The 19,259-nt window shown below is 62.1% G+C and carries 23 protein-coding genes and 1 pseudogene; 14 read left to right on the plus strand and 10 right to left on the minus strand.

The genetic code is table 11. The annotated features are described in order from the left end of the window. Positions 1-28: 28 nt before the first annotated feature. Positions 29-1,060, minus strand: a complete 1,032-nt coding sequence (locus DV706_RS16240; RefSeq protein WP_006067853.1) for a phosphate uptake regulator PhoU — start codon at positions 1,058-1,060, stop codon at positions 29-31. 103 nt (positions 1,061-1,163) lie between these two features. After that, positions 1,164-2,272, minus strand: a pseudogene (locus DV706_RS16245) (ATP-NAD kinase family protein). A 122-nt stretch (positions 2,273-2,394) separates the two neighbouring features. Between DV706_RS16245 and DV706_RS22340 the strand changes: the two are divergent. Further along, complete coding sequence (locus DV706_RS22340) at positions 2,395-2,520, plus strand: hypothetical protein (protein ID WP_006067851.1); 126 nt, start codon at positions 2,395-2,397, stop codon at positions 2,518-2,520. A gap of 21 nt (positions 2,521-2,541) precedes the next feature. On the opposite strand, the gene DV706_RS16250 is transcribed toward DV706_RS22340, so the two are convergent. Further along, positions 2,542-3,228 carry a competence/damage-inducible protein A gene (locus DV706_RS16250; protein WP_136350756.1) on the minus strand — a complete coding sequence of 229 codons (687 nt, stop codon included), beginning with the start codon at positions 3,226-3,228 and terminating at the stop codon, positions 2,542-2,544. Positions 3,229-3,493: 265 nt separating this feature from the next. Here DV706_RS16250 and DV706_RS16255 point away from each other — a divergent pair, with 265 nt between their 5' ends. From DV706_RS16255 to queC, 4 genes are all read left to right on the plus strand, one after another. Beyond that, positions 3,494-3,850 carry a winged helix-turn-helix domain-containing protein gene (locus DV706_RS16255; RefSeq protein WP_006067849.1) on the plus strand — a complete coding sequence of 119 codons (357 nt, stop codon included), beginning with the start codon at positions 3,494-3,496 and terminating at the stop codon, positions 3,848-3,850. Between the two features lie 110 nt (positions 3,851-3,960). Continuing rightward, entirely contained in the window at positions 3,961-4,449 is a 489-nt protein-coding gene (locus DV706_RS16260) for a 6-pyruvoyl trahydropterin synthase family protein (protein WP_006067848.1), read from the plus strand. Between the two features lies 1 nt (position 4,450). Beyond that, positions 4,451-5,230, plus strand: a complete 780-nt coding sequence (locus tag DV706_RS16265; RefSeq protein ID WP_006067847.1) for a 7-carboxy-7-deazaguanine synthase QueE — start codon at positions 4,451-4,453, stop codon at positions 5,228-5,230. Between the two features lie 18 nt (positions 5,231-5,248). Next, a complete protein-coding gene (gene queC / locus DV706_RS16270) occupies positions 5,249-5,977 on the plus strand; it encodes a 7-cyano-7-deazaguanine synthase QueC (RefSeq protein WP_006067846.1) in 729 nt (242 codons plus the stop codon). A 15-nt stretch (positions 5,978-5,992) separates the two neighbouring features. Here queC and DV706_RS16275 read toward each other — a convergent pair whose 3' ends face one another. From DV706_RS16275 to gvpA, 4 genes are all read right to left on the minus strand, one after another. Further along, on the minus strand, positions 5,993-7,213 hold the full coding sequence (locus tag DV706_RS16275) for an iron-containing alcohol dehydrogenase family protein (RefSeq protein ID WP_006067845.1): 1,221 nt from the start codon (positions 7,211-7,213) through the stop codon (positions 5,993-5,995). A gap of 55 nt (positions 7,214-7,268) precedes the next feature. Next, positions 7,269-7,832: a gas vesicle protein GvpO, halophile-type gene (gene gvpO / locus DV706_RS22345; protein ID WP_006067844.1), complete on the minus strand. Its 564-nt coding sequence runs from the start codon at positions 7,830-7,832 to the stop codon at positions 7,269-7,271. Positions 7,833-7,904: 72 nt separating this feature from the next. Further along, positions 7,905-8,942 (minus strand): gas vesicle protein GvpN, encoded by a 1,038-nt coding sequence (gene gvpN / locus DV706_RS16285; protein ID WP_006067843.1) that lies wholly within the window; start codon positions 8,940-8,942, stop codon positions 7,905-7,907. A 6-nt stretch (positions 8,943-8,948) separates the two neighbouring features. Then, positions 8,949-9,236: a gas vesicle protein GvpA gene (gene gvpA, locus DV706_RS16290; protein ID WP_049889998.1), complete on the minus strand. Its 288-nt coding sequence runs from the start codon at positions 9,234-9,236 to the stop codon at positions 8,949-8,951. 335 nt (positions 9,237-9,571) lie between these two features. On the opposite strand from gvpA, the gene DV706_RS16295 reads away from it, so the two are divergent. The 8 genes from DV706_RS16295 (at position 9,572) to gvpM (ending at position 14,094) form a co-directional block, all read left to right on the plus strand. Next, complete coding sequence (locus tag DV706_RS16295; protein WP_006067841.1) at positions 9,572-10,195, plus strand: GvpL/GvpF family gas vesicle protein; 624 nt, start codon at positions 9,572-9,574, stop codon at positions 10,193-10,195. A 2-nt stretch (positions 10,196-10,197) separates the two neighbouring features. After that, complete coding sequence (gvpF, locus tag DV706_RS16300; protein ID WP_006067840.1) at positions 10,198-10,452, plus strand: gas vesicle protein GvpF; 255 nt, start codon at positions 10,198-10,200, stop codon at positions 10,450-10,452. After that, entirely contained in the window at positions 10,452-11,021 is a 570-nt protein-coding gene (locus DV706_RS16305) for a gas vesicle protein GvpH (protein ID WP_006067839.1), read from the plus strand. Before gvpF ends, DV706_RS16305 begins: the two co-directional genes overlap by 1 nt. Then, positions 11,018-11,929: a hypothetical protein gene (locus tag DV706_RS16310; RefSeq protein WP_006067838.1), complete on the plus strand. Its 912-nt coding sequence runs from the start codon at positions 11,018-11,020 to the stop codon at positions 11,927-11,929. The genes DV706_RS16305 and DV706_RS16310 overlap by 4 nt, the downstream gene beginning before the upstream one ends. Positions 11,930-12,018: 89 nt before the next feature. After that, complete coding sequence (gvpJ, locus tag DV706_RS16315; protein WP_006067837.1) at positions 12,019-12,552, plus strand: gas vesicle protein GvpJ; 534 nt, start codon at positions 12,019-12,021, stop codon at positions 12,550-12,552. Then, positions 12,549-12,893 carry a gas vesicle protein K gene (locus DV706_RS16320; protein WP_006067836.1) on the plus strand — a complete coding sequence of 115 codons (345 nt, stop codon included), beginning with the start codon at positions 12,549-12,551 and terminating at the stop codon, positions 12,891-12,893. The genes gvpJ and DV706_RS16320 overlap by 4 nt, the downstream gene beginning before the upstream one ends. Continuing rightward, positions 12,890-13,795, plus strand: a complete 906-nt coding sequence (gene gvpL / locus DV706_RS16325; RefSeq protein ID WP_006067835.1) for a gas vesicle protein GvpL — start codon at positions 12,890-12,892, stop codon at positions 13,793-13,795. Before DV706_RS16320 ends, gvpL begins: the two co-directional genes overlap by 4 nt. Next, complete coding sequence (gene gvpM / locus DV706_RS16330; RefSeq protein WP_006067834.1) at positions 13,792-14,094, plus strand: gas vesicle protein GvpM; 303 nt, start codon at positions 13,792-13,794, stop codon at positions 14,092-14,094. Before gvpL ends, gvpM begins: the two co-directional genes overlap by 4 nt. Before the next feature lie 119 nt (positions 14,095-14,213). On the opposite strand, the gene DV706_RS16335 is transcribed toward gvpM, so the two are convergent. Beyond that, positions 14,214-14,429, minus strand: a complete 216-nt coding sequence (locus tag DV706_RS16335) for a hypothetical protein (RefSeq protein WP_006067833.1) — start codon at positions 14,427-14,429, stop codon at positions 14,214-14,216. A gap of 365 nt (positions 14,430-14,794) precedes the next feature. Then, a complete protein-coding gene (locus tag DV706_RS16340) occupies positions 14,795-15,811 on the minus strand; it encodes a Gfo/Idh/MocA family protein (protein ID WP_006067832.1) in 1,017 nt (338 codons plus the stop codon). 751 nt (positions 15,812-16,562) lie between these two features. On the opposite strand from DV706_RS16340, the gene DV706_RS16345 reads away from it, so the two are divergent. Then, on the plus strand, positions 16,563-17,813 hold the full coding sequence (locus DV706_RS16345; RefSeq protein ID WP_006067831.1) for an acyl-CoA dehydrogenase family protein: 1,251 nt from the start codon (positions 16,563-16,565) through the stop codon (positions 17,811-17,813). Between the two features lie 27 nt (positions 17,814-17,840). On the opposite strand, the gene DV706_RS16350 is transcribed toward DV706_RS16345, so the two are convergent. Beyond that, on the minus strand, positions 17,841-19,064 hold the full coding sequence (locus DV706_RS16350; protein WP_006067830.1) for a thiolase family protein: 1,224 nt from the start codon (positions 19,062-19,064) through the stop codon (positions 17,841-17,843). Positions 19,065-19,259: the final 195 nt, after the last annotated feature.

Raw genomic sequence — 19,259 nt, forward strand, 5'->3', positions numbered from 1 at the left:
CTGCAGGCGCAAAGCGACGAGGAGTCGATCAGTTGATCGTCGTGTGTTCTGACTCCTCGTTCAACGCGAGGTTCGCCGCGATTTCGGCGTTTCGCATCGCATACTGGGCCGTCTGCTGGAGACTGACGAGCACTTCACGGACTCGGAGGAGATCCTCGTTGGACATCTCCGGTAGCTCGTCGAGGATCTCTTTCTCGCGGTCGGAAACCTCGTGGAAGAGCGCTCGAACCCGATTCGACTTGTCGTAGTCGCGCTCGACGGCTGCCTCAACTGCAAGCGAGGTGATCTCGTCGACCTGTTCGTTCAGCTCGCGGATGTCACGCATCACTGAGCTGTCGACGTTCAGACTGTGGCCCTCGGTCTCGATGACGATTTCGGCGATGTCTTCGGCGTTGTCCGCCGTCAGCTCGAGGTTTTTCGCGATCGATCGGTAGCCGATCAGCGGGAAGCCACTGTTCAGGCCGACCGCGCGGGCGAGGTTCGGGTTCTGGTAGGCCGTGAAAATCAGGCGCAGCAGAAGCACGAAGATCTTGTTCGCCTGACGTTCGCGGTTCAGGGCGCGCTGGGCCAGATCAGGGTTACCGTGTGCCAGCGCCTTGATCCCCTCCCCACGCATCGTCTGTCCCGTTCGCTCGAGGCGCTCTAAGAGATTGTCGAGGGTGAAGTCCTCCGGATCGACCGAACAACGAATCGAGATGCTCTCGGGAGTCTCTTCGATGACGCCCAGCCCCATCAGCTGCGTTTCAGCCTGATAGACCGCGTTGATGTGGTCGGACTCGAGGGCGCCGTCTTCGGTATCGATGCGGATGACACGCCGGCCCAGCACGTACTGGGCGACGATCGCTCGCTCGACGGCATCGGCATCGAGATTGTCGGCGTGGATGATCGCTTCCGTCTCTTCGGTGTTGGCCGACTCGGGCATGACAGTCAGCGTGCCCTTGCCGCTGGTCCGCAGGGAGACTTCGTCTCCCTTCTCGACACCGTGTTCGGACGCCCATTCTGCGGGGAGGGTCATCGCAAGCGTCGATGGACCCAATCGTTGCACTTTCCGCGTTTCCATGTGCCACCCTAGGCGAGAGTCGGCCTTAATCCTGACTATATAGTCATTACATGAACGAGAAGTCGTTATATCCTTGATTCCAGCGATAAAGATACCCTACACCTTATACAACCTTGACGAGGCGGGTCGTAAACCGCCCTGTTCGGACCTGTCGCCAGCCCCGTAGCTCCTCGTCGACCGTCGCGTCGTCGGTGTCAACGCGCAAGGCGTCGATCCCGTCGAGTTTCTCCCCCGAGGCGACGACCTCGATCTCGTCGGCTTGCGTGATCACGTCGGGTGAGATCTGGTGGTTCCCCCGCCCGAAGATGAAGCCCTGGCCGCCGATCGGTGAGACGACGATCGTCACTGGCGTTTCGAGCACCTCGAGGATCTCGCGTTCGGATGCGTCCGTGGCGAGTACCTCCCCATCACGCCAGACGTCGACACCGAGCGGTGAGGCGTCGATCCCCAGTTCGGCCTCAATCGCGCCGACGGTCCCCCGGGACCAAAGACATAGGTTCGATCCGGATCGAGCTCACGGGCGACGCCTGCTGCCAGCGCGTCGACGCTGCCACTCGAAACCTGTTTGCCCGACTGGACGTCGGGCGCGACGGGGACCGGGACGACGGCTTTGAGCGTTGTTCGGACCTCCCCCTCGCGATACGCATCCTCGTCGATGTCGTTGACTTCACGGGACGTGACGCGGTCGAACGCAGCGATGATCCGGCTGGCATCGGCCGGTGTCACGGCAAAGACCGACGAGTAGATTTTGACGCCGGCCGGGACGCCGAGCATCGGTGTGCCGTCGCTTTCGATGACTTCCGCGACGTCGACGGCGGTGCCGTCGCCGCCGACGAAACAGATCAGATCGACGTCGTGCTCGAGAAACTCGCGAACGGCCGCGCGCGTATCGGCGGCGGTCGTTTCGGCGTCTGCGGGATCGTCTGGATGGGCCGTGACTGCTGTGCCGTCACTCGTTGCCGGGTCGTAGACGACGACTGGTTCGTAGCCAGCATCCCGAACGGCGTCCTCACCCAGCACACCCGCTGCCGTATACACCGTCAGCTCGGGCGCTCGTCGGTGCAATGCAGTGAGTGCTTCGCGGGCCCGACCTGGCGCTCGCGGCTCGGCCCCCAAGCTGCGTGCCTCCTCGAGTTTGCCATCGGTTCCCTTCAGTCCGACTCGACCGCCCATCCCCGCGATCGGATTCACGACGACACCGAGAGACTCCATAGCCGACGTATGGAGAGCCGATCCAAAAGCCGTGTGGTGTTTTCCACGAGAGTGGCACACGCGACACAGCCGACGCGCGAGTTTTCTGAAAGATTAAGAGGGATGAGAACTGATCGCAGCATATGAACGCACTCGCTTTCGCCGTTCTCGAAGCAGAACCGGAACTACCGATGGCACTGACCGGCTGGGGTGCCCTGATCCTTGGCCTTCTCGTGACAGTCGTCTGGCTCGCCTACCTCTACCGATAGTCGGCCGATCGGCTGCGGCCGCTACTCGGTTCGCTCGACGTGGTCGCGAAGCCACGCCGCAGCCGTCAAAACAGTTTCTTCGTCCGTCCCCTCGAGTGAGAGTCGAACAGAGTCGCCTGGATAGCTCCCGACAGAGACCTCGAACCGCTCTCGAACCGCCGTGATACGGTCGAGAAGCGCGCTTTCTGGCTCGTCGGCAACGACGACTTCTCGGTAGGTCTGTGTGCCTGAAAACTCGTCGGCAACCGAGTCGAACATCGTCCGCATCTCTGCGGGAACGCCGGGGAGAACGTACACACTCTCGATGACTGCACCGGGTGCGACGCCGGTTTCGTTGTGGAGTGGGCGTGCACCGACCGGCAAGTCGGCTGTGCCAGCCGTCAGGTCGGCCCGCGAGTACCCGTCTTCCTCGAGCCAGGCAAGCGCCCCATCGTGTGTCTCGAGTGAACACCCCAGTGCGGCGGCGACACCCTCCATCGTGACGTCGTCGTGTGTCGGACCGAGCCCGCCGGTGACGATCACAGCATCGTACTCGGCACGATACTCGTTGACGACGCGAGCGATGTCGCTGATCCGGTCTGGCACCGTGGTTACGCGCTCGACGGAGACACCCCGTTCGGTCAGCTGTTCGGAGAGCCATGTCGCGTTGGTATTTGTCGTCCGTCCAGCGAGTAGTTCGTCCCCGACGGTGACGATTGCGACGTTCATAGCTGTCGTTTGTCGCGCGGATTGAAACGAGTATCGAGACTGGGTGCATGACACTGTCAGCCATACCTCGACATCGGCATTCGCCGTCGAATCCACGGCTCCAATCACTCATAGCAGCTGACAGGAAACCACTCTAATAACGTTGCAAACAGTTGATGAAAACTCAGTTCACCCCGTATACGGCGGAGATATTTATCCATTGTTACTCCCATGTAATTCGACTAACCACAAGATTCAATTCTGATAATTCAGTATAGGATGAACGATGTCTCAGAGTCGGACGGAACAGACCGAGTCGAAGTCAACGACGATTCTCTCGGCACTTGGGAGTAAGTACAGTGCAGAAATTCTTTGTGCGGCGGGCACCCCGAAATCGGCCCAAGCGTTGAGCAACGATATCGAGATTCCGATCGCCACCTGTTATCGCCGAATTCAGGACCTCGTCGATGCTGGACTGTTGACCTGTGAAGGGCGACAGCTCTCCGAAGAGGGACGACGAACGAACATCTACCGGCGAACACTCGACGAAATCGAGGTCGACTTCTCGGACGACCACCCGCAGTTTTCGCGTAAACGCCGAACCGAAGCGAAAAACAGGATTCAGGACCAACTCGAGGACTGAAGTGGGCTTTTCGTCGGCTGTGACAGCCGTTCGCTCGTCTGTGTCGGCCGCGGCGGTTGCGACTCGCGCCAGTCGGTCACGTTTAAGTAATCCCAAGAGAATACTGTGATATGACTGAACGAGCAGGATGCGATGATCGTCAGACGACGATCGCCGCCGACGGCAGTGGTGATGTGGTCACCGGAACCGAACGCGTTCTCTACGTTGGCCGCGATCGCCCAATCAGAATCAGTACTGGCCACCGTCTCCTCCATCACGACGGCAAGTGCTCGCGGCCACACGGTCACAACTACGAGGTCTCTGTCCGAGTTACTGGCAAACTGACCGAGGAAGGCTGGGTTGCTGATAAAGGAGATATTACTGCAGTAATCGATGAGTGGGATCATATGTTCTTACTCGAGGCTGGCGACCCCCTGATCGATGCCTTCGAAACCGCGGGTGACGACGACGCAGTCATCGTCCTCGAGGAGCCACCGACGGCCGAAGTGATGAGCGTGTTACTAGAACGGAAACTCGAGGCAGCGCTGCCTGACACTGTTTCCCACGTCGCCGTACAGGTCAACGAGACGAGCGAACTCTGTGGTGGCGGTCGGTTCTGAGATGCCGGTTTCCGACTCGATCGATCGGGAGGGGGTCGCTGCCGAGGACGCGCCAGCGGACAGCCTCCCGATCAACGAACTGTTCTACTCGCTGCAAGGAGAGGGGACGCTCGCCGGTGTCCCCTCGGTGTTCGTCCGGACGAGCGGCTGTAACCTCCGCTGTTGGTTCTGTGATTCCTATCACACTTCCTGGGAACCCACCCACGCCTGGCAGGATATCGACGAGATTCTCGCGACGGTCGAATCCTACGACAACGCGGACCACGTCGTCCTCACCGGCGGCGAGCCCCTGCTTCATGAGGCGAGTGTCGACCTCCTCGAGGCGCTCGACGAACGCGGCTATCACACCACCGTCGAGACCAACGGGACGATCTACCGCGACGCGCCGATCGACCTCGCTTCGATCAGCCCGAAACTCGAGAGCAGCACGCCCACACCTGAGCGCGACCCCAAAGGCGAGGGGGAGTGGGAAGCCCGCCACGAGCGCGACCGGATCGACCTCGAGGCACTGGCCCGTCTGATCGAGGACGATGCGTTTCAGCTCAAGTTCGTCGTCACCGACGAGAGCGATATGCCCGAAATCCTCGCCTTGCTCGAGGATCTTCGCGAGGTCGCTGCCGTTCCGATTCGGGACACCGACGTCCTGTTGATGCCAGAAGGGGCAACACGAGACCGACTCGAGGACACTCGAGCCCGGGTTGCACAGCTGGCGATGGACCACGGCTTCCGATACACGCCCCGCCTCCACGTCGATCTCTGGAACGACGCGCCCGAAACCTGATATTTGAGACTGATGCCAATGACTGACGACACTCCGTCCACGACCGACGAACCGACTCCCAAACGCGCCGTCGTCCTCCTCTCGGGCGGCATGGACAGCGCCACCGCTGCCTACGAGGCTCGCGACCGGGGCTATGATATCTACGCCCTGCATACGTCCTACGGCCAGCGAACCGAGGATCGCGAACTCGAGTGTGCTCGCCAACTCGCCGACGAACTCGACGCAGCGGAGTTCCTGCAGATCGAAACCGGTCATCTCGCGGCGATCGGGGCCTCGAGTCTGACCGACGACGACCTCGACGTCGCAGACGCCGACTTAGAGAGCGACGAGATCCCCACCTCCTACGTCCCCTTCCGGAACGCGAACCTGCTCGCAATGGCCGTCTCGTATGCCGAAGCAAACGACTGCGAGGCGGTCTTCATCGGCGCCCACAGCGAGGATTTCTCGGGCTATCCGGACTGCCGGCCCGCGTTCTTCGAGGCCTTCGAGCAGGTCGTCGACGTCGGCACGAAACCCGAGACTGAGATCTCGATCGAGGCCCCGTTCGTCGAGTGGTCGAAAACCGACATCGCCGAGCGAGGGGTCGACCTCGAGGTACCTTACGAACACACCTGGAGCTGTTACCGCGAGAACGAACCCGCCTGCGGGACCTGTGATGCGTGTGCGTTCCGCCTGCAGGCGTTCCAGAACATCGGCGTTCGGGACCCAATCGCCTACGCCGAGCGGCCGTCGTACGTCGACGGGTAAGTCGCGGTTTCGGTCCTACCACGCCTGCTCGAGAATACGTTCGATGTCTTCAACAGAAGCCTCCAGCCCCGGCGGCGCGTTCGCCATGAACGAGTCGGCGAGGATCGCCTCCGCGACGGCAGTGAACTCGTCCGGTTCGGGGCCGTCGACGTCGCGCAGCCGCGTCGGTAGCTCGAGTGCGTCGCGCACGTCGGCCACCCTGTCGACGACCGCCCGTGCTGGATCGTCCGCGTCGGCAACACCCAGCGCATCGGCTAGTACGTCCACTCTGGCATCGACTTGATCGAACAGGTACGCGAGCACGTGTGGAACGACGACGGCGTGTGCTGTCCCCTGCTGGACGTCGTCCGTGCGCGTGAGCCCGTGGCCGAAGGCGTGAACGATCGAGAGCATCGTCTCGTCGGGCCGGGAGATGCCGTACTGGACCAGGACGATCCCCTCGAGGATCGTTGCGAACGTCTCGGTGTCACGCACACCACGGCCGAACGCGCGAAGGCCGGTCTCGAGTTTGCCGAGACCACGCATCGCCGTCGCGTCGGTCACCGGCGTCGCGTTGGCCGCGTAGATCGCCTCGAGGCCCTTGTCGAAGCCGTTCATCGCCGAGCCTGTGAGGATCGATTCCGGCGTCGTCGCCACGATATCGGGATCGTAGACGGCCGCGGCGGGCATCAGCCCCGGTCCTGAGATGCCGCCGCCCACTTCTGTTTCGACCAACCCCGACTCGGGTGCGGCGGTGACGCCTGCGACCTGTGAGAGGTCGGCACCGGCGAGCGTCGTCGGAACTGCGACGATCGGAACCAGTCCCTCGTTCGGGACGGTGATCGTGCCTGTCTCGGCGAACTCGTCGCCGATCGCCGCCGGTTCGCGGTCGCTCGCAGCGAGGACGCTGATGACTTTCGCGACGTCGAGGCTGCTTCCACCGCCGAGGCTGACGAGCACGTCGACGTCTTCGTCCTCGAGTCGCTCGAGTCCGTCGACGGCCGTTCCGAGCCGCTTTTTTGACGTCGTCTCGGCGAACACCCCCGCGAGTCGATCCCCGAGCCCCGCCGTGATCGGGTCGATCACATCGGGCGTGGAACCGACCGTCGAGCCACAGACGATCAGTGCACGCTCGAGGCTCTGGCGCTCGAGTTCGGCCTCGAGGGCGTCAACACAGCCGGAACCGAACCTGATCGTCGCTGGCTCGTACTCGAATCGGAACGCCGCGTCGCGAGCTCTCGAGGGAGAGTGAGTCATAGCTACGCATAGCTCCCGACCCATGTTAAAAGCGAGAGTTCGGAGAGCCGGTGTGCTACTCGAACGCCCCCGTGTCGCCACGCCGGTAGCGGTCCAGACGGCGGTAGCCATGGACAGTCGCACCGTCGTCGAGTTCGATTTCGTACCGGCCAATGATGTCCTGGGTGTCGGGGACCGCTCGTCGTTCGACGACCTCGACGACTGCACGCCAGCCGTCGTCGGTGGGGACGATTTCGCTGACGGCGTCGAACTCTCGACCGATAAGTTCGCCCGCCGTCGACTGGACCGTTCGACGAACGGCAAGGACGCCAGCAATCTCGTCGTGGTCGGTCTCGACGTCGGCATCGACTGTTTCGGGATCAGTCTTCTCCTCGGCGGTCATGTCGACCGTCAGATCCCGACTCTGTGGCTGGCTCTCGTCGGTTTCGTCGGTCTCTTGTGCTTGCTGTTCGTCCTGTGTCTGTTCGTCGTCGACTGTCTGGCTATCGCTCACGGTTGGATCACTCTCATCATGTTGGTAGCAAAATCCGTCGTCCTGGGCTGGCCGCGAACAGCGCTCTCCGTCTTCGGTAAGCGCCGTGCACTGCTCCGTTGATTGGTGTGTATCGGCGTCGGCCATTGGTTGTCGTCGTTTCGTGTCTGGCTGTCGTGTGGTGTCTTGTGGGTGTGGGTGGTGGCCCGCTCGGTCACGTCAGATCGAGTCGGCGATCTGTGTTCGAAGCTGTGCGATGTCTTCGGGGCCTTGACCAGCAATCTTCGGCGCAAGCACGTCCACGAAGACCGCTGTCAGCAGGTCGTCGTCGAACGCACCGTTCTCGCTGGCATCGGTTTCGGGGTTCTCGAAAACGGAGAGCCCCTTCGCGGCCGTGACCGCTGCCCGCGTCCCGACGACGATCTCGAGGGCATCCCGGAGTGTGCGTGTCGTGTCGACGACTGTCTCGATCGTATCGTCCGGAAGATCGACGTGGGATCGAACGATCTCACGCTCAGTTTCGGCGTCGTAGTAGTTGACGTAGACGCCGACGAACCGGTCGAGCAGCGCATCCTGTTGCTTGTGGACACCCGCGTACTCGGCGTCGTTCGAGGTCAAGATTGCTCGGAACTCGGGGTGGACGTTGATGGATCGATCCTCACCGCGTTTTCCCGGCCGCTCCAAGACGCCCTCTTCGAAGACTGAAAGCAAGACGTTGTGTGCCGCCGGATCGCTGCGCGAGAACTCGTTGTAGACGAGCGTCGCACCCTCTCGAACAGCAACCGAGAGTGGGTTGTCGACCCAGCGTTCACGAACGATCTCCGTCCGTTTGCTCACGCCACTGACGAACCGGTCGTCTTCTTTGTATCGCTCCCCGCCGGCGTGGTCACCGACGAGCGCGGCCGTGTCAACGGCCTCGTCGCCGTTGAGCCAGACGACTGGGCGGCCACGCTCGGCAGCCGCCGACAGCGCAAGTGCGGTCTTTCCACAGCCCGTCGGCCCGATCAGATGAACCGGCTGCTCCGCTTTGAGCCAGCCGTTGATCCGTTCGCGCAACGCGGTGACGGCATCCGTCTCGACGAACGGTTCGGGGGTGATAGCTGCTGGATCGGTGAGGGGACTGTCGCCGTTTTTCTTGCCCGCGTTCGACGCTTTTCGGGCGAGTTCCTTCTTGGCACGCCGTCCTTCTTTCTGTGAGCGGTCGCTCCTGATCTTCCGGCCACGGACCTTTCGCTTGCGCGAAGCATCGTCGGCCATGACGAGTTATTCGGTGGCGGACTTTGGTGACGATTCTGGACGTTGTTCGACCTCGAGTTCCTCGAGTTCTTCGAGGTCGCCCTCTGCCGTCGCTTGCTCAATTTTTGCAATCTCCTCCGCGTAGTGCAGGAAGGTGTCGACGGAGGCGACGACGACGCGGGCCTCGATGGTCAGCAACTCGATCCCGACGACCGAGACGCGAGCCCAGACGTCGATGACGACGCCTTTGTCGAGGATGCGATCCAGTACCTCCGCGAGACTCGAGGAGTCGGGTCTTCGTTGTGGTTGTGCCATACTCACCGCGAAGTACATCCGGGATTCGTAACACGGCTTGCGCTGCGACTGCAAGCCGGTCTGTCATAATCGGCCGGTGCACCGAAGGCTGCGACTGCAAGCACCACGGTAACCCGTCGCGGTGGTGTACTTTCGGGCGAGTTCCTCGACCACCCGCGGGTGAGAGCCCTCGAGTCGCGAGTCGGCTGTGTCACCTCGGGTGGTCGATAATCAGTTCCCATGATCTCTGCCCGAACGAGTCCACTCGAAGCCGACGGCGAACCGAGCCCGCGTCTGCGGGCACGAGCAGCGTCAGCTCACGACCGAACGCAACACACTGGCCGGGTGAGCGCTCGATGACGAACCGATACGTCTACGGCGTCATGGCCGACGACCCTGTCGAGTTCGAAACCGATGCTGTCGGTGGTGCAGATCACGTCTACACGGTCTCACACCGACGTCTCAGTGCCGTCGTCTCCAACATCGACACCACAGCTCCCGAAGAGACCGACGAAGATGCCCAACGTCACGACGACGTTCTCCGGGAGGTCATGGATCGTGACGGCGGTCGGACGATCGTCCCAATGCAGTTCGGGATGGCCTTCGAGAGCGACCGAGCGCTGAAAAACGTCCTTCGTGGCGCCAGACCGGCGTTTCGGCGCGCGATCAACGATATCGAGGGGCGGATCGAACTCGGCCTCAAGCTCGTCCGCGAAGAAAACGCCGATGTCGATACGGATGCGATCGAGGAGGCCGTCGAAGACGAACTCGAGCCCATCGCTGCCCAGTCGGTTCCAAACGACCTGTTCAGTGATCGGCTCGTGTTCAACCGCTCCTATCTCGTCGAGCGCGACGACCGAGAGCGATTCGACGAGGCAGTCGCCCGATTCGAGGACGAGCACGACGACCTCATCGTTCGGTACACGGGGCCGTTTGCACCGTACAGCTTCGTCGACGTCAAAATCGGAGCCCAGCGCTAACCATGTTCATCCTCGACGATCTCCTCTTTCGGCCGTTCGTCGGCATCGTGGACACACTCCACACGATGGCACTCAGCGAGATGTACGACATCGACGCGCTCGAGGACGAACTCAAGGAAAATCAGTTGCTGTACGAACTGGGCGAACGGTCCGAGACGGAGTACCAGCGCCGGAAAGACGAACTCGAGGCCGAACTCGAGATCGCTCGTGACGTGCACGAACGGCTCACGAGCGGTCGTGTGGAGGTAAAATCGTAATGTCACGAGACGATCCCGAACGAGACGAAACCCCGGATGAGTCGGACGACGAGCGCCACTGGCTCTCGAATCTGCTCACGGCGTTGCAGTGGCTCGACGACTCGACGTCGGGACGACGACACAGCGACCGAACGAGATTCGATTACGACGTTTCGATTCGAACAGGGGTATCGTCCGACGACGGCCCACGGTTCGAACGACGACCGTTCTCCCGCGAGGAGTCCGACCGAGGGCAGGAGCCAGAGCACAGTCGACCACGAACGCGACGCGACCGCTCGGATGCACCCTCGTCGACACCCTCGAGCGATCATCACTTGACGACGCGAGAGTTCGAGGACGAACTGCTCGTGATCGCCGACGTGGCCGGTGCTGATCCGGACGACGTCACCGTCGGCTTTGGCGACGACGCGACGCTCGTCGTCGCCGTCTCGGATCGGGAACTCGGCCGTCTCGAGGTCCCCTGGCGCGATTGGACGGCCGACGCGGTGATCACGAACGGCGTGCTCACCGTCCGGGTCAGGCCGGAACCGACGGAGGCTGGAATCGACGAGCAGGAGGGTGACGAATGAGCCCCGACAACACAGATGAGGGTTTCGAAGCACTGCTCGAGGACGCCACGGAGAGCCTCCAGCGGCTCGAATCGACGCTCGGCGACGCGGAGGCGCTCGACGCACTCGACGACGAGATCATCGAGACGGCGATCGGCGACGTCGACACCCTCGCGCGGGTGGCAACCGAAGTCGGGGACCTGCTCGAGGCGATAGATCTGCGCGAGTTGCCGGAGGCGGTCGACGGAGACAAACTCCTCGAGGCGATCGAACTGGGCGAGATCCCCGACGTGCTGGCAAACGAGGACAAGGGCGTCAGCGAACTCGTCGACTTCGCGGCACTGGTCGATGCGATCGACCTGCTGAACGCCTGGAACGCCGCGGATCTGGCCGCCATCTGGGAGGAGAAACGCGAACTTGACGGCGCGGTCGACGACCTCGAGGACGGCGACGACGCCGGAGTGGTCGAGAAGGCGGTGTCGGGCATCGCCGACGATGATGGCGGGCAGCTCCTCGGCGATGACGAGGACGACCTCATTGAGACGGACATGGATTCGATGACCGCGGCAAAGGAGGCACTCGGCGACATCGACGTCGAGGAGGATCCGGAGGCCTACCAGGTCGCCATCCAGCAGCAGGCGATGAAGGGGATCGACTCCTTCCGCTGGGCGCTGCTCGAGACCCACGAGAAGTTCGAACAACTCTACGAAAAAAACCGCGAGCAGATGCGCCAGCAGGATACCAGCACGAACTCGCGGAACCCGACCGCGGCGTCGACGATCCCGACCGATCGCCGCGACCTCGGCGGTGGGGCACGCTATGCGACCGTCCCACGAGACGTCAAACTCTCGACGGCACCCAGCCGAACGCGGATTTACGGCCGCCGGTTCGAGATCGAACGGGAAAAACGGAGATCCACCAATGACTGACCCACTCATACCGTCCCGGAGACGACACAAGACGACGAGTACCGCCCTCGAACCCACGACCCCAGCGGCTCGATTCCGAGGTGAGCGGCGTGGTCAATGATTTCCAGCCGAGTCGACAGAAAACCGACCTCGCGGAGGTCGTCGAGATGCTGCTGGACAAGGGAATCGTCATCAACGCCGATATCGCCGTCTCGATCGGCGACACGCAGCTGTTGGGCGTCCAGGTCCGGGCTGCTATCGCCTCCTTCGAGACGGCGGCGAAGTACGGCCTCGAGTTCCCCGAAGGAACCGACATGCGTCGGGTCGCCGCAGCGGTCGGCGAGCCCGAACTCGCCGAGATGGACCGGCCGAAACCGCCGATCGATCCGACGCGTGGCGTTAATGTCACCCCCGACGAACGGTACGCAGACGAGACGCGGACCGCGGATTCGGACGAGAGTTCGGGGAGCGACTCGAGTGACGATGATGACAGCGACGAGCGCGACGAACAGCCCGATCGCGGAAGCGAGCATATCGGTGCGCGGCCGGATCCGGACCAGCCGACAAGCGGCGGGTTCGATCTGCTCAGTGACGAGGGTGAGGACGACGAACCGACGACACACACGGAGGGTGAGAACGAATGACTCAGATCGACGTCGGCGACGGTGCGGACGCACGGCAAGGTCTGGTGAGTCTCGTCGTCACTGTCATCGAAATCCTGATCGATGCCTTAGAGCGCGAAGCGGTCCGTCGCATGGAGTCGGGAACGCTCTCGGACGACGAGATCGAGCGCCTTGGGAGCCAGCTTGCGACGATCGAAGCCGAGATCGAACAGCTCAAACGCGACGAGGAGATCGAAGACAGCGTCGAGGACCTCCGCGACGATCTGAACGGACTGGTCAACGACGCGATCGAACAGCTCCACGACGAGCCGGAGCTCACTCCCGCACCTGGCTACTCCGTGTTCGGAGGTGACGATCAGTGACCGCCGACCAGTCGGACCGAACGGCGGACGTTGAGACAGCTGTTGATGACGAACTGCTCCCCGAGATCGACGAAGGACGATATTTATACTGTATCGTCCGCGCCAATGAAGGCGACTCACTTGAGACGACTGGCGTCGACGGCGAACCTGTCTCGGTCGTCACCGAGGACGGCATCGGCGCGGTCGTCCACGCTTGTGACGGCATCTACGACTCGGCGGATCTCACTCAGGTTCGACGCTGGCTCGTCCGCCACCAGACGGTCGTCGACGAGGCTGGTGAGGCCTTCGGGACGCCGATTCCGTTCCAGTTCGATACGATCCTTCGCGGGGACGACGACGGCGTCCGCGAGTGGCTCCGCGAGGAGGCAGCCACCCTCGAGCAGGCACTGTCAGCGCTGGCAGGCCACTGGGAGTACCGTGTCGAGGTCGTTGAAACCGATCCGATCAGTGACGATGCATTGTGCGACCACGACGCCCGGCTCCGGGAACTCGCGTCGAAGATCGATGACGCCGAAGAAGGGACGGCGTACCTGCTCGAGAAGCAGTTCGACCAGCGACTCACCGAACTGCGGGCGGCCCGTCGCGAGTCGGTGACGACCGATCTCAAGCGACGACTCGACGAGCACGCACGGGAGGTCCACACGCTCGAGCGCTCGCCAACGGCATCGCTGGCAGACGACGTGAGTAAGAGCGCTGGCGGCGACGGAAGCGACGGTGAGACGTGCTGTCGACTCACGCTGCTTGCTCACGAAGACGATGAAGGAGCGATCGGCTCGATCTTAGATGACGTCGCAGCAAACGACGGGCTCGAAGTCAGGTTCACCGGACCGTGGCCACCGTACACGTTCGCGCCGGAACTGGGCGACAACGACGAGCCGACAGAAACCCACACTCACGCATGAGACCGCGCAAAGACGAGGAGGCACTCGTCGACGTTCTCGACGTCCTGTTGAGAGACGGCGTCATCCTGCGGGCGGACGTGATCGTCTCGGTCGCAGAGATCCCACTCGTCGGAATTAAACTCACGGCAGCCATCGCAGGAATGGAGACGATGAACGAGTACGGCCTCTTCGAGGAGTGGGACGTCGAACGACGTCGGTCAGCGATCACCCGTCGTCAGCACCGGCGCGATCGAAACACCGATGTGGCCGACGACGATCGACCCACGGTCGGGAGTTCACAACAAGACAGAGACGATTGAATGTCCCCTCCAACTGACGCCACCAATCCCGGATGCCTTCATCTCGAGATGCTGCAGCCCACGATCGACTGGGAACCAGTGTCTCCTCGAGTCCCTGATCGACGCAGTGTCGCGACGACTCAGGCGAACTTCGGCCGTTCTGTCGTGAGTTCGACGTCACCGGTGACGGTCTCTTTGTCCCGGTCCTCGTCGTAGACGTACTGGCCGGTGCTTCCACAGAGCGTGCACTCGTAGGTTTCGGAGATCTCGTTTATCATCTCCCCATCCTCGAAGTAGACGCGGCTCTGGGTAATCTGCAGGAATTGGGGCGTCTCGCAGTTACTGCAGGTGATCATACTCGGTCGGTAGCCGTGACCGGTTGTAGTTATCCGGCTTGTAACCGAAAGCAATAGCAGACTATACATTTTGTACTCGTGATCCGATCGGGGGCCGACAATCTAGTTACAACGCTGACAGTCCCCGTTCACTGGCGTCGTCTGGAACTCGAGTAAAGAGTTCATAACCGCACGACTGAAGCCGGATCCTTTCGCAGAGAAAGACACAGAGTAGTCGCTGTTAAACCGTCCCGGAGATCTCATTCCACCTAGTTATCCGAGTGCTTCTCGGCTCGAGAATATCAGTTCGAACCCGGAAGTGCAGACTCCTTGTGTGAGTACTGTGACTTCGTTTCACACCCGTGGAGCATTGATCGTGGTCGGTGTCACTCCATGGGAGACACCTGTACGCTGTCCCCGGTTCGTGCTGCCTCGTAGGCCGCTTCCGTCAGCGCCGTCACTCGAAGCGCGTCTCGGGCCGTCGCCGGCGGATCGGTGCCCGTTCGGACGCTCTCGAGAAAGGCGTCGGCTCGCGTCTGTTCGGTACGGAAATCGATGTAGGGGTCGTACTCGTTGGCGTCGGCATCGATCTCGCGGACCTCACGCGGACCCCACTGGCGGCCCTCGAGGTAGACCGCACCGTCGTCGTCCCAGCAGTGGATGTGCTCGCGAACCGAGGGCGCGTCACCGTGAAACGAGAACGTCCCGGTCGCCCCGTTCGCAAATCTGACGTCGAGATGTGCTCGTCGGTCGATCTGCGCTGCGTCGTCGTGAAAATCCATACTCGCTGTGACGGATTCCGGCTCGAGCCCGGTCGTCCAGAGCACGCCATCGAGTACGTGACTACCCGTATCGTAGAGAAAGCCGCCACCGGAGAGCGACGGATTGAGACGCCAGGTCCCCCTCGAGTCGTCGATCCAATCCTGTGTTATCGACGCCGTCAGCCAGCGTGGCGACCGATCGGTAAAGCGCTCTCTGGCGGTTCGAAACGCCGTCTGGAGATGGCGCTGGTAGCCGACCATCAGCGTCTGCTGGCTCTGTTCGGCGCGTGCTGTGAGCTCGCGTGCGTGCTCGAGATCGGTCGCGAGGGGCTTATCACAGTAGATGTGACAGTCGTGTTCGAATGCGCTGTGCACCTGTTCGTAATGGAGGGTGTGGGGCGTCCCGATGAGCACGGCATCGAGGGATTCATCCGCCAGCATCGTCGGATACTCGACGTATCGCCCATCAGCCGGGACCTCGAACTCGCTCCCGCATGTCTCGAGTCGATCCGAATCGAGATCACAGAGGGCCCGAACAGTTGCGTCTGGATGGTGGTGAAACTGTTCGCCAACGGTCGTGCCGATATATCCGAGTCCAACGATACCGATCTGAACTGGATGCTCGAGACCATCCGCGTGCATGGACCGAGACACAGGCTACAGCCGTATTTTTCTACGGGTGTCGCAAGCAAGCCACCACACTCGAGCATCGTTTGGCAGACGACTCGTCTCAAAGCGGGCCGCGTAGCTGCCGCTTATCGGTTCGAAGGGGCGTCCAACCGGTTCTCAACCTGATGCTGTAGGCGAGTTATTCGGTGCCTGTCAACGGGCCGTCTGGAGCATTGTGAGCCAAGTGCCTGCATAACAATGGGTGACACGCCCATCGATCCGGGTGCGGGGAAGAACAACCCCGCCGGGTACACGCTCCAACGGACCACGACGCGCTGACCAGCCGATTGCGTGCGTTCGTGCCCGGATCGCTCGGAAGTGGACTCGCCCCCGCTTCGAGTTAGCTCATGTCTCTCACGCCAGGGCGGGCTCCCGCCCCCGTCCAGGTTTACGGTCCTGACTCGTCTCGAGTCGCTGACCCTGTCACCGACGAGTCAGGAACCAGCGCAGTCGTCACTTCTCGTCGATAGCTCCATCCAGCGATTTAACGAACCGGCCGTTTCCCGTCACTGTCCTCGCGAACGGACCGCGCCACCCGAACGATAGAGAGCGACTCGAGGCACGGGTAGAATACGGAGACGACTGCTCAGTACGCATCGCTTTCGCTCGCTGTCCAGGCCGCGATCGATGGCTCAGTTCTGACGCGTCGCTCCTGGCAGTTGTCTGAACGTTGTTTCTAACCGGTTTGTTGTGTATTTACAATGTTGTATGTGCATACCTCGGTATGGAGTACCACGACTCTGAGAAAGCAAAGGCGGTCGCAGGGCGCGTCGCGGAGTTCATGGACGATGTCGTCCTCCCTCGAGAGCGTGAGGCACTCGCGACTGGCGAACCGATTACCCGGGCCGAACTCGAGAGCCTCTGGGAGCAGGCTAAAGAGCGGGACCTGTTCGCCCCGCAGATGCCCGAGAAGTACGGTGGGCAGGGCCTGGATTTCAGTGATATGCTTCCCTCGTTCGAACAGGTCGGGCGCTCGCTGATCGGTGCCCACGCGATTCGCGCGAACGCCCCACAGGAGGGGAACATGCACACCTTAGAGATGGTCGGGACGGACGAACAGAAAGCGAAGTGGCTGCGCCCACTCGTTCAAGGTGAGATCTCATCGGCCTTTGCGATGACCGAGCCCAAACAGGGTGGCGGCTCGGACCCGAAGATGCTCCAGAGCACCGCCATCAAAGACGGCGACGAGTGGGTCGTCAACGCGCACAAATGGTGGACGACCGATGGCCTCGACGCGGACTTCTATCTCGTGATGGCCCGGACGGATCTGGACGCTCACCCCTATGAGGGAACATCGATCATCCTCGTCCCCGCCGACGCCGACGGCGTCGAAGTCGTCCGGAATATCCCCCATCTCGGGGGTCACGACATCACCGAACTCGAGGGCGGTCACGCCGAAATGAAATTCAATAACGTTCGCGTCCCTGTCGAGAACACCGTCGGCGAGGAAGGCCAGGGCTTTCAGGTCGCCCAGATGCGTCTTGGCGGTGGGCGACTCACCCACTGTATGCGCTACTCCGGGATGGCCGAGCGCTCGCTCAATATCGCGAAGGCGTATCTCAGCGAGCGCGAGGCGTTTGGCACGACCTTAGACGAGAAACAGGCGCTTCGACACCGCATCGCCGACGCCGAAACGCAGTTACATGCCGCCCGAACGATGGTCCGCCACGCCGCGCGCGAACTCGATCGCAGCGACGCCCGCATCGAGGTCGCGATGTCGAAGGTGTTCACCGCGAACGTCACCAACGAAGCGATCGACCTCGCGCTCCAGTGTTGTGGCGGCAACGGCATCGGAAAAGACCTTCCGATCGCCCACTTCTACGAGGACGTCCGTGCGTTCCGGATCGTCGACGGGGCCGACGAGGTCCACCGCCGCTCGATCGCTCGCTGGGCGTTCGACGACATCGCCGACGAAGAGGTCGAACACGCTCTCCAGTTCGACGAGGAGCTGCGTATCGATGCCCTCGACGAGTGACGGCGAGTCGACCGCTCGAGTCGCGGTCTAAACGCGTTCGATAATCGTCGCGATACCCTGTCCGAAGCCGATACACATCGTCGAGAGCGCGGTGTCCTGTCCGGTTCGTTCGAGTTCGTGTACCAGCTTCGTCAGCAACGCTGCGCCGGTCGCCCCGAGTGGGTGGCCGTGGGCAATCGCGCCGCCGTTGACGTTGACGTCGTCCCACGACGCGCCGGTTTCCTCGAGCCAGGCAGCGACGACCGAGGCGAACGCCTCGTTGACCTCGAAGCAGTCGATGTCGCCGATCGTCATGCCGGCTTTCTCGAGCACTCCTTCGGTCGCCGGAATCGGTCCGGTGAGCATCGTTACGGGGTCGACGCCGACGACCTCGGTCTGGGTGATGCGGGCCATCGGCTCCCAGCCGTGTGCTTTGGCTGCGTCCTCGCTCGTGACCAACAGTGCCGAGGCGCCGTCGACGATCCCCGAGGAGTTGCCTGGATGGTGGACACCGTCGCCGTCTTCGCGGAACGATAGGGGCAGTTTCGAGAGGGTTTCGAGATCCGTTTCGGGTCGCGGATGTTCGTCCCGGTCGACGGTGACGGTCTCACGAGTTGTTTCACTCCCCGTTCGATTCTCCGAGTCGCTTCGTGACTCGCTTTCCACCTCGAGTTCGGTCTCGACAGGCACGACCTGATCGTCGTACCGGCCCGCCTCCCAAGCTTCGCCCCAGCGCCGCTGTGAGTCGACGGCGAGTTCGTCCAGTTCCTCGCGCGTGAAGCCGTACTCCTCGGCGATCCGTTCGGCCCCTTCACCCTGATGGGTCAGTTCGTCGAAGTGCTCGAAGTAGGTATCTGTGACGGCACCACCGCCGGAGACGCCGTCAGCGCCGTCTGACCCAAGCGGCACGCGAGTCATATGCTCGACGCCGCCGGCGATCAACACGTCGTGTTGGCCCGCCATGACGTTCGCCGCCGCGAAGTTGACTGCCTGCTGGCCGGAGCCACACATCCGATTGAGTTGGACGCCGGGGACGACGTCACCCCAGCCGGCGACCATCGGCGCGAGCCGGCCGATGTTGAGCCCCTGCTCGTCAATCGGCGTGACACAGCCGTAGATGACGTCCTCGATCGTTTCGGGCTCGAACCCGTTGCGCTCGGCGAGCGCCTCGAGCGGCTTTGCCGCCAGATCCTGCGGATGTGTGTCCCGAAACGAACCATCCCGTTTGCCAAACGGAGTCCGAACGGCATCGACGATGACTGCGGTGTTCATGTATTCTCATAGCACTATTGTGCCGTTCGGCATAGACGTTCTGCCCGAGAGCCGACACGCTCTGCCGACTGAACCGCTAGTCAGTCGGCGTTTCGAGTGCTGACAACGGCGCCTGCTGCTGATCGTGTTTCGAGCGTGGGGGGATACGCTTATCAGACGTGTTATCCAACCACCAGAAAATGGATCGAACACGGA

The sequence above is a fragment of the Natronorubrum bangense genome, from assembly GCF_004799645.1.
In the GTDB taxonomy this organism is placed as follows: domain Archaea; phylum Halobacteriota; class Halobacteria; order Halobacteriales; family Natrialbaceae; genus Natronorubrum; species Natronorubrum bangense.

Excerpts from the sequence above, each read along its gene's own strand:
- DV706_RS16240 (WP_006067853.1), bottom strand. The coding sequence starts at position 1,060 with ATGGAAACGCGGAAAGTGCAACGATTGGGTCCATCGACGCTTGCGATG.
- DV706_RS22340 (WP_006067851.1), top strand. The coding sequence starts at position 2,395 with ATGAACGCACTCGCTTTCGCCGTTCTCGAAGCAGAACCGGAACTACCG.
- DV706_RS16250 (WP_136350756.1), bottom strand. The coding sequence starts at position 3,228 with ATGAACGTCGCAATCGTCACCGTCGGGGACGAACTACTCGCTGGACGG.
- DV706_RS16255 (WP_006067849.1), top strand. The coding sequence starts at position 3,494 with ATGTCTCAGAGTCGGACGGAACAGACCGAGTCGAAGTCAACGACGATT.
- DV706_RS16260 (WP_006067848.1), top strand. The coding sequence starts at position 3,961 with ATGACTGAACGAGCAGGATGCGATGATCGTCAGACGACGATCGCCGCC.
- DV706_RS16265 (WP_006067847.1), top strand. The coding sequence starts at position 4,451 with ATGCCGGTTTCCGACTCGATCGATCGGGAGGGGGTCGCTGCCGAGGAC.
- queC (WP_006067846.1), top strand. The coding sequence starts at position 5,249 with ATGACTGACGACACTCCGTCCACGACCGACGAACCGACTCCCAAACGC.
- DV706_RS16275 (WP_006067845.1), bottom strand. The coding sequence starts at position 7,213 with ATGACTCACTCTCCCTCGAGAGCTCGCGACGCGGCGTTCCGATTCGAG.
- gvpO (WP_006067844.1), bottom strand. The coding sequence starts at position 7,832 with ATGGCCGACGCCGATACACACCAATCAACGGAGCAGTGCACGGCGCTT.
- gvpN (WP_006067843.1), bottom strand. The coding sequence starts at position 8,942 with ATGGCCGACGATGCTTCGCGCAAGCGAAAGGTCCGTGGCCGGAAGATC.
- gvpA (WP_049889998.1), bottom strand. The coding sequence starts at position 9,236 with ATGGCACAACCACAACGAAGACCCGACTCCTCGAGTCTCGCGGAGGTA.
- DV706_RS16295 (WP_006067841.1), top strand. The coding sequence starts at position 9,572 with ATGACGAACCGATACGTCTACGGCGTCATGGCCGACGACCCTGTCGAG.
- gvpF (WP_006067840.1), top strand. The coding sequence starts at position 10,198 with ATGTTCATCCTCGACGATCTCCTCTTTCGGCCGTTCGTCGGCATCGTG.
- DV706_RS16305 (WP_006067839.1), top strand. The coding sequence starts at position 10,452 with ATGTCACGAGACGATCCCGAACGAGACGAAACCCCGGATGAGTCGGAC.
- DV706_RS16310 (WP_006067838.1), top strand. The coding sequence starts at position 11,018 with ATGAGCCCCGACAACACAGATGAGGGTTTCGAAGCACTGCTCGAGGAC.
- DV706_RS16320 (WP_006067836.1), top strand. The coding sequence starts at position 12,549 with ATGACTCAGATCGACGTCGGCGACGGTGCGGACGCACGGCAAGGTCTG.
- gvpM (WP_006067834.1), top strand. The coding sequence starts at position 13,792 with ATGAGACCGCGCAAAGACGAGGAGGCACTCGTCGACGTTCTCGACGTC.
- DV706_RS16335 (WP_006067833.1), bottom strand. The coding sequence starts at position 14,429 with ATGATCACCTGCAGTAACTGCGAGACGCCCCAATTCCTGCAGATTACC.
- DV706_RS16340 (WP_006067832.1), bottom strand. The coding sequence starts at position 15,811 with ATGCACGCGGATGGTCTCGAGCATCCAGTTCAGATCGGTATCGTTGGA.
- DV706_RS16345 (WP_006067831.1), top strand. The coding sequence starts at position 16,563 with ATGGAGTACCACGACTCTGAGAAAGCAAAGGCGGTCGCAGGGCGCGTC.
- DV706_RS16350 (WP_006067830.1), bottom strand. The coding sequence starts at position 19,064 with ATGAACACCGCAGTCATCGTCGATGCCGTTCGGACTCCGTTTGGCAAA.